Source organism: Lactobacillus sp. M0403 (assembly GCF_016101265.1).
Classification (GTDB): Bacteria; Bacillota; Bacilli; order Lactobacillales; family Lactobacillaceae; genus Lactobacillus; species Lactobacillus apis.
In genome coordinates this window covers 503,483-518,312 of record NZ_JACFQV010000001.1, presented here as the reverse complement: position 1 = coordinate 518,312, position 14,830 = coordinate 503,483, and the positions used below count along the sequence as shown (strand labels likewise).

The window sequence follows — 14,830 nt, the reverse complement described above, 5'->3', positions numbered from 1 at the left end:
ATAACTTCCAGTCATCTTTTTTTATCCAGTTATTTTTTCATATTTTCTTTAACGTCATCAACTTTATCCTTGACGTTATCAGTTGTTTCTTGTGCCTTATCCTTAACGTCACCTGCTGCTTGTTGCATCTTGCCCTTAAGTTCTTTAGCTTTACCAGCAACTTTATCTTTTAAACCTTTGTCAGCCATAATTATCGATCCTTTCACAAAAAATTATTGCTAATTAACTATTTACACCTTCATAGTACAAGCTTCGCTGTTTAAAGTCACACAATAAGCTTTATTTTTTGCTAACAAAAAAGCCATGAACTATTAATGAATAGTTCATGGCTTATATTATTTAGTACTATCCCGGTTGATCATGACTATAATCCAAGTTGGAAAAGCGATTATAAGGCTTAGAGAACATCAATTTAATCGTGCCACGACTACCTGAACGGTTTTTCTCAATGATTACTTCAACTTCACCATTGTCATCCTCGGCACCGACTTCTTCATGATCTTCACTGCTGCCCTCCTCATTTTCTTCGCGGTAATAATCATCCCGGTATAAAAATGAAACAATATCGGCATCCTGCTCAATAGATCCAGATTCACGAATATCTGATAAAACAGGCCTTTTATCCTGACGCTGTTCAACAGAACGTGATAATTGTGATAGTGCAATTACAGGAACGTGCAATTCTTTAGCCAATTTTTTCAATTGACGCGAAATTGCAGAAACTTCTTGTTGACGGGATTCACTACGCGGTCCTTCAATTAACTGTAAGTAGTCAATTACAATTAAGCCAAGATTTCCTTTTTCTTTGGCAAGGCGGCGTGCTTGTGCCCTAATTTCACTCATCTTAATTCCAGGTGTATCGTCAATGTAGATGCTGGCGTTAGCCAGTGAACCGGAAGCAACAATTAACTTGCGCCATTCTTCTTCATCAAGCTGCCCTGTCCGCAGGTGTTGCGAATTAATCAATCCTTCTGAGGCAAGCATTCTCTGTACCAGCTGCTCGCCACTCATTTCTAGTGAAAAGACGGCAACCGTTTTATCAGTATGAAGACCAACGTATTGGGCCACATTCATTGCAAAGGCAGTTTTACCAACACCCGGCCGAGCTGCAAGAATAATTAGCTCATCAGCGTGAAAACCAGTTGTCATTTTATCTAGCTCAATAAAGCCTGTGGGCAAGCCAGTGACCATTGAGCCATCTTCAGGAATATTATTAATTTCCTCAATTGCAGCATTGACAATGTCCTTGATTTCCCGAAAACCATTTGCGTTGTTTTCGGAGGAGACATTCATAATCTCACTTTCGGCGTCATCTAAAATATCAGTGACATCATCCGAATCTTGCATCGCGTTAGAAATAATCTTTTGACTGGCAGAAATCAAGCGCCGTAAGAGGGCCTTTCGATGCACAATTTTGGCATAGTAGCTAACGTGTGCTGCTGTTGGGGTTGCAATTGCTAGTTCTGAAACATAAGCAATTCCACCAATGTCATCTAGTTGATTTTTCTTTGTTAATTCATCCTGCAAGGTTAACGGATCAATTGCATCACCGCGATCCGAAAGATCCAGCATTGCCTGAAAGATTAGCTGATTTGCTTTTTTATAAAAATCATTCGGCTGAACTTCAGAGCTTGCATCCGCAATTGCATCAGGATCAATAAAAATTGCACCTAAAACCGCTTTTTCAGCTTCATCATCATGCGGTATTTGTTGTGAGACAATATTATCCATTAATCATGACCACTTCTTTAATTAATTTAACGAGTGCTTTAGTCTTGTTCTGTGATGTGAACGCGAATTTTGCCTTCTACGCCTTTAAAAAGTTTAACGGGTACATTTGTGTAGCCTAAAGTTTTAATCGGCTCAGGAAGGACTAATTTGCGTTTGTCAACCTTAACACCAAATTGTTGTTCTAAGCCTTCAACAATTTTCTTGCTAGAAATTGAACCGAATAAACGTGAATCGGCACCAGCTTTTGACTTGAAATTAACGACAGTTTCGTCTTTATCAAGAACAGCCTTAACCTTTTCTGCTTCAGCCTTTTCACTTTCGTAAGCAGCTTTTTCATTGGCTTCAACGCGTTCTAAAGTATGCATATTGGCTTTATTAGCTGCCTTAGCTAAGCCGCGCTTTAATAAAAAGTTTTGAGCATAGCCATCTGGAACATCTTTAACTTCTCCGCGTTTTCCACGGCCTTTGACGTCTTTAGTAAAAATAACTTTCATTTTTCTGCTCTCCTTTATTCATTTTCTTTCTCATAAGTATCAACTGCATCGAGTAACTTTTCAAGTGCTTCTTGTACAGTGACATTTTTAATTTGTGTTGCCGCATTGGACAAATGTCCGCCGCCGCCTAATTTTTCCATGATTACTTGTACATTAATGTCGCCCATTGAACGTGCAGAAATACCAATCATGTCTTTGGCACGGCGAGTTATCGCAAAACTAGCTTCAACATTTTCTAAGTCTAATGCAGTATCAGCTGCTTGTGCCGTAATGACAGGATCAACAATTTTGTTATCATCCCCGCACAAAACTGCCATTTTTGGTCCAATCATTTTTAGACTGCTGACCAGCCGTGTCCGCTGCAAGAAACTATCAATGTCTTCTTTCAATAATTCACTTACACCAACTGAACTAGCTCCAATTGAACGTAAATAACTCGCAGCATCGAAGGTTCTTGTACCTGTACGTAGCGAAAATTCACGTGAATCAACCGTAATTCCCGCAAGCATTGCAGTTGCTTCAATATCAGTCAATACTCGCTGGCCGGAATTAGGCTGTTGGTATTCTACCATTTCAGTAACCAGTTCACAGGCAGATGAAGCATACGGCTCAACATAAGTTAACATTGGATTTTCAGGGAATTCTTCGCCGCGACGGTGGTGATCAATAACAATAATCCGGTTCCTTAAGCGATCATATAGCTCTTTTGAATATGTAATTGAGTATTTTGAATGATCAACCATAACTAGCATAGATTTGTCGGTCAGACTTTCTAAGGCCATTTCTGGTGAAATAAACATTTCCTGATCATCTTGGGTTTGTTGCATTTTGGCAACTAGCCGACCCACATCATAATTAGTTTTATTAACATCTAGAACAAAATTAGCTTTGACATCATGTAGACGCGCAATTTTAACAACGCCGATTCCACTACCAACAGAGTCCATATCTGGGTTAGCATGTCCTACAACGAAAACCCGATCAGCCTCCTTGAAAAGCTCACTAATTGCCTGGGAAACCATCCGTGCTCTGACCCTAGTCCGCTTCTCCATTGGATTTGACTTGCCACCATAGAATTTAGCGGCACTACCTGGCTGACTCAAAACTACCTGGTCACCACCACGGCCAAGGGCTAAATCAAGGTTTGACTGTGCCTGATCAGCTAGCTCAGTTATTAGGCTACTACCATAAGCAATCCCGATTGATAAGGTCAACGGGGTATTGTTACGACTAGTTTCTAAGCGCAATTTGTCAAGAACTGAAAACTTGTCTTGTTCCATTTGCGTCAAATCTTGCGTATGTAGTAAAAGCAAGAAATGGTCTTCATCAATTCGCTTGAGGTAGGCATGATATTTTTTAGCATAATTACTTAGTGTATTTTGCACATAAGAGCTTGTGGTTGTCAGCTCTTGATCATGCATCGTTTCACTTAATTCATCGTAGTTATCAATAAAAATCTGTCCAACTGCTAGCAATTCGTTATTATATTTTTGCTCAATTTTGGCGTAGCGTGTTATGTCTAATAAATAAATAACCCCAAGATTGTCTTGAACAACCATTTCAAATTGGTGATTGTCCCAATTAACAACTTGGTTTTCTGCAGTTTTGGCTTTTAAAGAATCATCGATTAATTTGTCTAAATCTGGATCAACGGACTTAATCGTATGTCCAATTAAGTCATCATCTTTTAAATAAAGCTGTAAATAGGGATTTACCCACTGAATCTGCCTGTCTTTGTCATAAAGCAAAATTCCAAGCGGCATTTTAATCATTGCCTCTTGTTCACTGCGTTTAATTCGATAGGACAAACTGACAGCAAAGTTATTGGCATTACCAGCGAGGATATAAGCGCCATAAACGATGCAGACAACAGTTAGGATAAAAATCACTACCATCGCCAGTCCAAATAACGGATTCATAATCATTGCCACGATACTGCCTAAAAAAGACAAGGCGAGGATAATCACAACCGCAGCTGTTAAGCGCGAATCTTTAATAAAAGCAGGAAATTCAAGCTTACGTAAAAAATCTTTCATGTAAGATCCTTCCTAAATTAATGTATAGTACATCAGTATTATTATACCTTGGTTTTACTTGATAAGAAACCTTTGCCTCATTCTTCTAGATGATTGCATATAGCAAAATACGGAAAGTTAAACTTTCCGTATTTGTTGTTTGACCTTACTATGTCCAATTACTTAAGCTCTAGTACCCGATGGCACTTTTCGGCAACATGACTATCGTGAGTAACAACGATAACTGTTTTACCAGCATCATTAAGTTCGAGGAGGAGCTTGATAATTTCATCACGATTTTTACTATCCAAAGAGCCAGTCGGCTCGTCTGCTAATACCAGTTCACTTGGTTTAATGATTGCTCTTGCAACAGCTACTCTTTGTTGCTGACCACCTGATAGTTCATAAATTTTACTGTTCAAGTATTCTGATAGTCCTACTTTTTGGAGTGCAGCGGTAATGATTTCCGTTTTTTCTTTTTTACTTTGCTTGACGTACTTTAATGCTAAGAGCAAATTTTGTAAGACCGTATCTTCTTCAATTAAGGCAAAATTTTGGAAAAGGTAACTAATTTTTTCCCTGATAATCTTTTGGGCTAGTCTACTATTAGGCTTAATGTTGGTATACTGCTCAAATTGATAATCACCATCATCAACTTTATCAATTAGTCCTAAAATATTGAGCAATGTGCTTTTGCCAGAACCACTTGGACCTATAATTGCGACCATCTCATTCTGGTCAATCTGCAAATTAAAGTTAGCAAACACCGTTTTGTTTTCAAATTTTTTAGTGATATTTTTCAATTCGATCATGATAACCCCCCTTTAAGTAAGAACGACAAGTCACGCGCTTCCACATGCTGGACCACTAAGCTAAATACTAATAAGTCCGCTAGCATCATTAAAACTGCTAAAAGTATTGGAATTAGTGATGCTTTAAAGCAAATTAATGTAATTACTTCACCTAGTCCTAGACCAAGCAGTATCAATGTTTCTGCTCGATAACGGTCAAATTTGCGATAGCCCAACAGGCGCAGAACTGATAGCTTCTTTTGCTGATTAGAAATTACATAAAGAAGTAAAAAGATAGTCGCAAATAAGTTAATAACAAAAATAATAAGTAAGACAACGATAACTACTTGCAAGCCCTTGTAAGCAGAATCCGAACTAGTTGCCAAAATCTGATTTAGAGACACAAACTTCATCTGCAATCGTTTGACCTGCGGTTCTTTGCTTGTCTTTTTTAATAACTCACTAGTTTGAGGGTTGTCTTCAATCTTAATTGGACTTGTCTTATCTGTATTACTTAGGGCTATTGATTGCCAGAAAGTCAAATTATGGTCCTCAACAACCTCAATAATTGGATTAGTAAAACTCTTTTTTAGCCGAACATTATAAGTGATTGGCTGTACATCTTCATGGTAATACTTAATCTTTATCTTAAGTTGTTGAGGGTTTATTTTGCCCTGTTGAGCACTGCTTAGATTGTTATAGCTGTAATTTTGAAGAAAATATTTTATTTCTTGCGGATGTTTTTGATACTTAGAAGGAACAAGAAAAGCATGCTGAGTTGCATCTAAATATCTTTTTAATTCTGGCAATTTTGCTCTAATAAAGTTGCGGTTGACTGACATTAAATCGTATTTTTGTTCTGGTTTCTTATTTGCTTCATTTTTTGGTAAAACATTTTTGGTTGAGTAAGAACCACTTTCTACATAATAAACGCCCTTGTTCTGAGCCATTTTACTAAACCAAGCAGCCATCGTTTTAGTTGTCTCTTTTTCATCAGTAATAAATACCGGGCCAACACTATTAACAGTTTTTAGTTTGCCTTCTTTAGCCCATTCCTGTTGTAGCTGGTAGCTTGCCACAGCGTCGCTAATCTCCGTTGACATATTAATCAACAAGAATGCTGAAACAACGGTCATCAAGATTTTTATTATCAAGGCAAGACTGATACCGTAACCAAAATGAAACTTTCCTTTTAATAAATCCCCGATAGATATACGTTTAATTATTAAATAAGTAACAGAATTAGCTAATAAATACAGGAATAAAATTAGTGCTTGCACTAGAATACATGTCAAAATAAAGCCATTTGGTCGGTATGAAAAAATCAGAAGAGTTGTAAGATTAATAATGATTGATGTTACAACAATCATTATTATCCCCTGCTTGATCATTGCTAGAAAAATGTCCTTGTTTTTCCAGCCATTCAATTTTTTAATCCCAATTGAACTTGATTGTGAAATCGGGTAATAAACGTTAACTAGAATAAAGACTAGACTTGCTAGAACAAAAATGAAACTTAAAACCCAGATTTCCCTTGTAAAATATACTTGTTTTCGTCCTATTGTTTGTTTTAAGAGTTGATCACGTGAAACTCCGTAAAATTGAGAGAATTGCTTAAGAAGTTCTTTTTGATTAGATTTTCCCGGAATAATCGTGTAGACTCCATCGACTGTTTTTTTGTTCTTAAAGTATCGTGTCATACTTTGTAAGACAATCTTGTTACCCTTAACAAAAACAGGAATTTTCCCTTTTTGCTTAGCACTGTTAGTTTTGAAACTTGCGTAGAAGTCTTGATCATTTTGTAAATCAACTTTATCTAATCGAAAAGAAGCAGCTGGAAAGGAAATAGGACTAGCAATCACTGATTTTTCAACTACATTATTTTGTTCCCTGGTAGTCAAAATAACAGATATATCGTACTTCCGAGAAAGTTCTTTAAAAAAGCTAATCTGACTGTCAGGATTAACTGAACTATCTTGCAAGTATATTTGAAAAGAATCACTTGTTTCTCCCATTTTAGCTATCTGGTCATAATCACGTGATTGATAGAAATTAATAACCATCATGTAGGTTAAAATGTTAACAATAGCTAGACAGGCAAGAACTATTTTTTTCATAAGAATCTCCATAAAAAATAAGCATAGCTGACGGGTAATCAACTACGCTTACAATTACTTAGATAGAACGTTAATATACATCCTAGTAATAAGATTAACCCTGTGGCTGATACCTTGATGTACTATGTACGTGCTGCATTATCACATGATGATAGCTTATACGACAGTACTTAAGGTTCATTTTATCGTATGCTTTCTTTTTTACTAATATATTTTTTATTATTAATTAATTTTTAAAATATAAAAAGTCTCAAAAACACTAAGCTTCTGAGACTTTTCAATTTTTTAAGCATTAAAAACCCTCTAGCCAAAACTTAATCCGGCTAAAGGGTCAAAACTATTTATTTTAGTCTTCAGTAACGAATGGCAACAAGCCCATAATGCGAGCTCTTTCGATTGCCTTAGCTACCTTACGTTGGTTCTTAGCGCTGGTGCCAGTGACACGACGTGGTAAGATTTTACCTCTTTCAGAGATAAAACGTTTCAACAGATCAACGTCCTTGTAGTCAACGTAATCAATGTGGTTGGCTGCGATAAAGTCAACCTTACGACGACGGTGGCCGCCACCTCTTCTTTGTTGAGCCATATCCTCGGTCCTTTCTTAGAAATTAGAATGGAAGATCATCATCAGAGATATCAATTGTATCACCCGAGCCAGCAAACGGATCCTGCATAGAATCTGGTTGATTACCTACTGGGTTGTTCTGATTAGATGTTCCCATATTTTGCGGATTATTGGTATTTGGATTACCAAAGTTTCCGTTGTCAGTTGGTGCAAATCCACCATTTTGACCACGGGCTTCACGATCTTTGCGTGATTCAAGCAATGCAAAGTTGTCTACGACAACTTCTGTTACATATACTCTTTGCCCATCTTTATTATCGTAACTTCTGGTTTGAATTCGGCCATCAATACCAACAAGTGAACCTTTAGATGTAAAATTACAGAAGTTTTCTGCTGATTTTCTCCAAATGACACAGCTGATAAAATCCGCACCTCTCTCACCTTGAGCGTTAGTATATTGACGATCAACGGCAAGAGTAAACGTAGCAACCGAGATTCCACTCCCAGTAGTACGTAATTCAGGATCACGTGTTAAACGGCCAACAAGTACAACTCGATTAATCATACTTCAGGTCCTTCCTTTCCTAAATCACGAAAACGATAAAGTTTTTGTTTTATTATCCAACTTTAACAGTCATTGAACGTAAAACAGCAGAGTCAATCTTAGACAAACGGTCAAACTCATTGACTGCGTCAGCGTTTTCTGCAGTGAAAGTCATAATGTGATAGATTCCCTCACGATATTTATTGATTTCATATGCGAAATGACGCTTTTCCCAGTCTTTTGACTCAACCATCGTACCACCGTTATCGGCAATAACCTTATCATAGTTTTCAACTAAAGCTTTCTTTGATTCTTCATCAATATCAGGCTTGATAATGTAAGTTATTTCATACTTAGTAGTTGTCATTACTAGTGCACCTCCTTTTGGACTAAATGGTTCTTGCTAAAAATCAAGAACAAGGAGTAATTCTTTTTTATTACTCGCAATCTCTAATTCTAGCACAGAAACAAAAAATTACCAAACTATCTTCACGTGATCCTCCGAGAATTTTTATTCTCATAACAGTAAATACGTAAAACAGCCTGATAATTTTTATTTGTTTTTATTAATTATTTTCTTCAGATGGTGTTTCAGTTTCTTCTGCATCGCCAACTTCTTGATCTGCTTCTGCTGGAACAACAGCAAGACTAGCTACTTTACTGTCATTGCCAACCTTAATTAAGCGAACACCAATTGTGCTACGGCCAGTTTGAGAAACATTATCAACCTTGAAACGAATCATGATTCCATCATCCGTAATGACCATGATATCTTGTGTTTCATCGATTACAGTTACACCAGAGAGTGGTCCATTCTTTTCCGTAACGTTAGCGGTCTTAATTCCTTTACCACCACGCCCTTTAGTTGGATATTCACTAGCTGAGGTGCGTTTACCATAACCTTTTTCAGAAATAACAAGAACTTCATCGCTATCCTTAACAACACCAGAACCAACAACATAATCATTTTCACGTAAGTTAATTCCGCGTACACCAGCAGCAGTTCGACCCATTGAACGAACCGCTGACTCGTTGAAGCGAACAGCATAGCCTAGATGGGTTCCAATCAAGACATCTTGTTTGCCATCAGTTGTCAAAACATTGCTCAATTCATCCCCATCACGCAAGGTTAACGCAATTAAACCGCTATTTCTAATATTAGCAAATTCACTAACACTAGTGCGCTTTACTGTTCCCATCTTGGTAATGAAGAAGAGGTATTGATCATTGGCATCTTCTTCAACATTGATAATGGTCTGAATCTTCTCGCCTTTTTCAAGTTGAAGTAAGTTAACGATTGGTAAGCCCTTCGCTGTTCGACCAAATTCAGGAATTTCGTAGGCTTTCTTCGAGTAGACCTTTCCCTTATTTGTAAAGAATAAAAGCATATCGTGAGTACTTGAGTAGATCAACTTTTCAATAAAGTCGCCGTCCTTAACACCCATTCCTTTAATGCCTTTACCACCACGGTTTTGTGTCTTAAATTCGTTAATTAACATCCGTTTGATGTAGCCACTGTGTGTCAAAGTTAATAAAACGTCTTGTTTTTCAATTAGATCTTCATCTTCAATTGAAATAACTTCACCTTCACCGATCTTGGTCCGGCGCTCATCACCAAACCGCTTTTCAATATCAAGCAGTTCTTCATAGATGATTTCGTTAATTCGCTCTGGCTTAGCTAAGATATCCTTGTAATCGTCAATCTTAACCTTTAATTCGTTGTATTCAGCTTCAACTTTGTCACGTTCTAATCCAGTCAAACGAACCAGACGCATGTCCAAAATAGCTTGTGATTGCTTATCATCTAAGCCGAAACGACTAATTAAGGCAGCCTTAGCAATATCACTCGATTCACTTTGCCGAATAATATGAACAATTTCATCAATATGGTCAAGGGCAATCTTCAAACCTTCTAGAATGTGTGCTCTTGCCTCAGCTTTAGCTAAGTCAAACTTAGTTCTGCGTGTAACAACGTCTTCTTGATGCTTCAAGTAGTATTGCAGCATCTCTTTAAGACTAAGGAAATGTGGCGCACCATCAACGATTGCAACCATGTTCATTCCAAAGTTAGCCTGCATTTGAGTTAGCTTAAATAAATTGTTCAAGATAACACTTGCACTAGCATCACGACGAACGTCGATTGTGATTCTCATCCCAGACTGGTCGGATTCATCACGAACACCGGTAATCCCATCTATTGTCTTAGAACGAGCTAGATCAGCAATTTTCTTAACCAATTCAGCCTTATTTACCAAGTAAGGAATTTCGGTTACAACAATTCGTTCACGACCACTTTTTTCAGTTTCAATTGTTGTATTTGCTCTAACAACAATGTTACCTCGTCCTGATTCATAGGCACGGTAAATTCCACCACGGCCCATAATGGTACCACCAGTTGGGAAATCTGGACCTGGAATTGCCTTCATCAGTTCTTTAGTTGAAACATCTGGATTATCCATCAGCATATGAATGCCTTGAATAACTTCGGCAAGATTATGTGGTGGAATGTTGGTTGTCATTCCGACAGCAATTCCACTGGTTCCGTTGACTAAGAGATTAGGAATTCTGGCTGGTAAAACAACCGGCTCGTTTTCTGAATCATCATAGTTACGTTGCCAATCAACCGTATTTTTGTTGATATCGCGCAACATTTCAACGGCAATTTTACTCATCCGCGCCTCGGTATAACGCATTGCGGCTGGTTCATCACCGTCGACAGAACCAAAGTTACCGTGGCCATCAACCAACATGTACCGGTAACTGAAGTCCTGAGCCATATGTGCCATAGCCAAGTAAATTGAGGAGTCTCCGTGTGGGTGGAACTTACCCATAACTTCTCCAACAATTCTGGCAGATTTCTTAAATGGTTTATCTGGTGTAACGCCCAGTTCGCTCATTCCATAGAGAATACGACGTTGAACCGGCTTCAAGCCATCGCGCACATCAGGCAAGGCCCGAGCCACAATAACTGACATCGCATAGTCCAAAAACGAACTGTTCATCACATTGGTCAAATCGACATTTCTAATTCTGTGATCTTGACTTTGATTGTCGTTATCCATTTAAACCTCCTAAGCATCCAAATTCTCAACATATTTAGCATTATTTTCAATAAAGCTTCGTCTTGGTGCAACTTCATTACCCATCAAAAGTTCAAAAACTTCATCAACGTTTTTGGCATATTCTGGGCTAACACGATCAAGGCGTCTATTTTCAGGATTCATTGTTGTATCCCACAGCTGTTCAGCATCCATTTCACCCAATCCCTTGTACCGTTGAACGATTGGTTTTGGACTAGGTTGCAAACTACCCAAGTAGTCGTGCAACTCTTCATCAGTATCAAGATACTTAATCACCTTACCCTGACGAACTTGATATAGAGGCGGACGTGCAATATAAACATAGCCCTTATCAATCATTGGACGCATGTAGTTGTAAAACAGTGTTAACAATAGGGTTCTAATGTGTGCACCATCGACATCGGCATCCGTCATGATGATTAACTTGTGATAACGAGCCTTTGAAACGTCAAAATCGGCACCAAAACCTGTTCCTAAAGCGGTAAACAGTGACCGAATTTCTTCGTTAGCCAAAATTCGGTCCATTGAAGCTTTTTCAACGTTTAATATTTTTCCTCGAATTGGCAAAATAGCTTGTGTTAAACGAGAACGACCTTGCTTTGCAGAACCACCGGCTGAGTTACCCTCAACAATAAATAATTCTGAAATACTTGGATCGTTACTAGTGTTATCTGCTAACTTACCAGGTAAATTGGCAATTTCCAGTCCAGATTTCTTTCTCGTAACTTCACGTGCCCTTTTGGCAGCAGTTCTGGCTCTTTCAGCTAATTGCGCTTTTTCAACAATCTTGCGTCCTACCTGCGGATTTTCCATCAAAAACGAGGTGAATGTTTCTGAAAAAGCACGGTCTACAGCTGTTCTAGCATCAGAGTTACCAAGTTTAGTCTTGGTTTGCCCCTCAAATTGCGGATTAGGGTGCTTAACTGAAACAATTGCTGTCATTCCTTCACGAATGTCCTCACCTGACAAGTTATCATCATTATCTTTTAACAACTTAGTCTTGTGCGCGTAGTCATTAACTACACGGGTTAAAGCAGTCTTAAAGCCCGCTTCATGCATCCCACCTTCATAGGTGTGAATGTTGTTAGCAAAGGTCATTAAGGTTGTTTTATAGCCTTGTGTATATTGCAACGAAACTTCGACGTTAATGTCATTAAAGTCGCCTTCAACATATATCGGTTTATCAAACAAAACCTCTGTGTCGCGATTCAAAAATGAAACATATTCTTGAATACCACCTTCATAGTGATAAACATCTGTTTCTGCACTGTCCTTACGCTTATCCGTAAAGGTTAATTTTAGACCCTTGTTTAAAAAGGCAAGTTCACGAATTCTATTCTTTAAGATTTGATCATCAAAAGACGTGGTTTCAGTGAAAATATCAGGATCTGGATAAAAATGAACAATTGTACCATGCTCTGAAAGTGGGACCGAACCAGTCATTTTCATTTCATGGTCTACGCGTCCATGATCAAAGTCGATATAGTACTTTTTGCCATCACGCATTGTTGTAACATCCAGCTTTGTAGATAAAGCGTTAACTACTGAAGCACCAACACCGTGCAAACCACCAGAAACCTTATATCCGCCACCGCCGAATTTACCACCGGCATGAAGAACTGTAAAAACAGTTTCAAGCGCAGGACGACCAGTCTTCTTTTCAATATCGACTGGAATACCACGTCCGTCATCTTGAACGGTAACACTACCATCTTCGTTGATGGTAACTTCGATTTTAGTCGCAAAACCTGCTAAGCTTTCATCGATTCCGTTATCAATTATTTCCCAAACTAAGTGATGAAGGCCTTGAGAGCTAGTTGAGCCAATATACATACCGGGCCGCTTACGAACAGCTTCAAGTCCACCTAAGACCTGAATCTGACTGGCATTATACTTATCGGCTTCTTTTTCATATTTTTTTATTTGATTGAGGTCTTCGTTATTCTTGTCTGCCATTCATTTTCCCCTCTTCTAAATAAATCTTTCCAGATTTAATTCGGTATACCTTCGGCTTCTTGATTATTTCCCAGGAAATACCCTCAAGATCTGTTGTTGTAATAAAAGTTTGTGTCTTACCATGAATATAGTTAAGTAAGGCACTTTGGCGGCTATGATCGAGTTCGCTCATTACATCGTCAAGTAAAAGTAATGGATATTCACTAGTCAGATGGTGAACTAGCTGGATTTCAGCGAGTTTAACACTCAAAGCAATTGTACGCTGCTGTCCTTGAGACCCATATAAATGTGCATCCTTACCATCCAATTCAAATTCGATGTCATCCCGATGCGGGCCACTTAAGGTTGTCTTCTTAAGCAGCTCCATTTGCTTGTTTTTCTGAAAACTAGCAAGCAATTTTTGATAAACAATTTCTACATCATCGTCTTCTGTTATATCCCTAACTGAAGGTCGATAATTAATCTTAAGTTTTTCATTGCTAGAACTAATGCTCGTGTAGGCGTTTTGCGCGTAGTGATCTAAGAACTTCAAAAATTTGAATCTGCGCACAATCACTTCTGCTGCAACTCCTGCAAGTTGATCTGACAAAACATCCAAAAACAAGGTGTCATGCGCAGCCCCACTTGCTAACTGCTTCAAATAATTGTTTTTTTGCTGTAAGACTTGCTTATATTTACCAGCAAAATACAAATATTCCGCATTAATCTGACCGAATTCTTGATCCATAAACCGGCGCCTTAACGAAGGCGCACCTTTGATTAAATCAAGATCTTCTGGTGAAAACAAAATGGCGTTTAGTTGTCCGACATATTTGGATAACTTAGCCTGTTCCACTCGATTAATCCAGACTTTTTTACCTTTTTTGCTTAGTAAAACACGCAACGAGACATCAACCTGGCTCTTGTATACATGACCAGAAATATTTGCAAAATCTTTGCCAAAAGCAATCAACTCTTTATCACTACTCGTCCTATGGGATCGTGTTAATGCTAAAAAATAGATTGCTTCAAGTAGATTAGTTTTTCCTTGTGCATTTTGCCCAATAAAAATATTGACATTAGGATCAAAATCAACATCGAGCTGTTCTAAATTGCGATAATTTTGCGCAATAAAATGCTTGAGATACATTAAAATTACCGAAACTGATATGTTTCGTGGTCAACCTCAATCTGATCGCCGGGTCTAATTTTTTTACCACGTCGATTTTCTTTTTCCCCGTTAAATAACACAGGATTATCTTGCAGATACCATTTGGCCTGACCACCAGAGGAAATAATGCTTTCCTCCTTCAAAAATTGACTAAGAGTGACATACTCACCCTTTACCTTAAATTCCTTGATAATATCCACCTTCATCACTTTAATTACTATAGTTAGTATAGGCTTTTGGGGCCCAAAACACAACTTTAAACGCAATATAACGCCCTAGAAACGTTTTTTTCTCAAATAAACACATCACGGCAGTTGACACCAAAAATAAAAGAACAGCCTTTTTGGCTTGTTTTTGAAAAAATGAGCAAAGAAAAAGCCATCGACC

At 38.1% G+C, this 14,830-nt stretch carries 13 protein-coding genes; all 13 read right to left on the bottom strand.

The genetic code is table 11. The features are described from left to right. Nucleotides 1-29 precede the first annotated feature (29 nt). Nucleotides 30-188 carry a YtxH domain-containing protein gene (locus H3T48_RS02270; protein WP_143451887.1) on the bottom strand — a complete coding sequence of 53 codons (159 nt, stop codon included), beginning with the start codon at nt 186-188 and terminating at the stop codon, nt 30-32. Between the two features lie 157 nt (nt 189-345). Continuing rightward, nucleotides 346-1,731 carry a replicative DNA helicase gene (dnaB, locus tag H3T48_RS02265; protein WP_198183606.1) on the bottom strand — a complete coding sequence of 462 codons (1,386 nt, stop codon included), beginning with the start codon at nt 1,729-1,731 and terminating at the stop codon, nt 346-348. 38 nt (nt 1,732-1,769) lie between these two features. After that, entirely contained in the window at nt 1,770-2,225 is a 456-nt protein-coding gene (rplI, locus tag H3T48_RS02260; protein WP_046305720.1) for a 50S ribosomal protein L9, read from the bottom strand. Nucleotides 2,226-2,239: 14 nt separating this feature from the next. Further along, entirely contained in the window at nt 2,240-4,261 is a 2,022-nt protein-coding gene (locus tag H3T48_RS02255) for a DHH family phosphoesterase (RefSeq protein ID WP_198188209.1), read from the bottom strand. Between the two features lie 158 nt (nt 4,262-4,419). Next, nucleotides 4,420-5,052: an ABC transporter ATP-binding protein gene (locus H3T48_RS02250; RefSeq protein ID WP_109714944.1), complete on the bottom strand. Its 633-nt coding sequence runs from the start codon at nt 5,050-5,052 to the stop codon at nt 4,420-4,422. After that, nucleotides 5,049-7,148: a hypothetical protein gene (locus tag H3T48_RS02245; RefSeq protein ID WP_198188207.1), complete on the bottom strand. Its 2,100-nt coding sequence runs from the start codon at nt 7,146-7,148 to the stop codon at nt 5,049-5,051. The genes H3T48_RS02250 and H3T48_RS02245 overlap by 4 nt, the downstream gene beginning before the upstream one ends. A 346-nt stretch (nt 7,149-7,494) precedes the next feature. Beyond that, on the bottom strand, nt 7,495-7,734 hold the full coding sequence (gene rpsR, locus H3T48_RS02240) for a 30S ribosomal protein S18 (protein WP_046305698.1): 240 nt from the start codon (nt 7,732-7,734) through the stop codon (nt 7,495-7,497). Nucleotides 7,735-7,756: 22 nt separating this feature from the next. Continuing rightward, nucleotides 7,757-8,278 (bottom strand): single-stranded DNA-binding protein, encoded by a 522-nt coding sequence (gene ssb, locus H3T48_RS02235; RefSeq protein ID WP_046305696.1) that lies wholly within the window; start codon nt 8,276-8,278, stop codon nt 7,757-7,759. A gap of 52 nt (nt 8,279-8,330) precedes the next feature. After that, complete coding sequence (gene rpsF / locus H3T48_RS02230) at nt 8,331-8,624, bottom strand: 30S ribosomal protein S6 (RefSeq protein WP_046305694.1); 294 nt, start codon at nt 8,622-8,624, stop codon at nt 8,331-8,333. A gap of 199 nt (nt 8,625-8,823) precedes the next feature. After that, nucleotides 8,824-11,319 (bottom strand): DNA gyrase subunit A, encoded by a 2,496-nt coding sequence (gyrA, locus tag H3T48_RS02225; RefSeq protein ID WP_198188205.1) that lies wholly within the window; start codon nt 11,317-11,319, stop codon nt 8,824-8,826. Nucleotides 11,320-11,328: 9 nt separating this feature from the next. Next, nucleotides 11,329-13,293 (bottom strand): DNA topoisomerase (ATP-hydrolyzing) subunit B, encoded by a 1,965-nt coding sequence (gyrB, locus tag H3T48_RS02220; protein ID WP_198188203.1) that lies wholly within the window; start codon nt 13,291-13,293, stop codon nt 11,329-11,331. After that, nucleotides 13,277-14,422: a DNA replication/repair protein RecF gene (recF, locus tag H3T48_RS02215; RefSeq protein WP_122033895.1), complete on the bottom strand. Its 1,146-nt coding sequence runs from the start codon at nt 14,420-14,422 to the stop codon at nt 13,277-13,279. The genes gyrB and recF overlap by 17 nt, the downstream gene beginning before the upstream one ends. Nucleotides 14,423-14,427: 5 nt before the next feature. After that, nucleotides 14,428-14,649 carry a S4 domain-containing protein YaaA gene (yaaA, locus tag H3T48_RS02210; RefSeq protein ID WP_122034011.1) on the bottom strand — a complete coding sequence of 74 codons (222 nt, stop codon included), beginning with the start codon at nt 14,647-14,649 and terminating at the stop codon, nt 14,428-14,430. Nucleotides 14,650-14,830 lie beyond the last annotated feature (181 nt).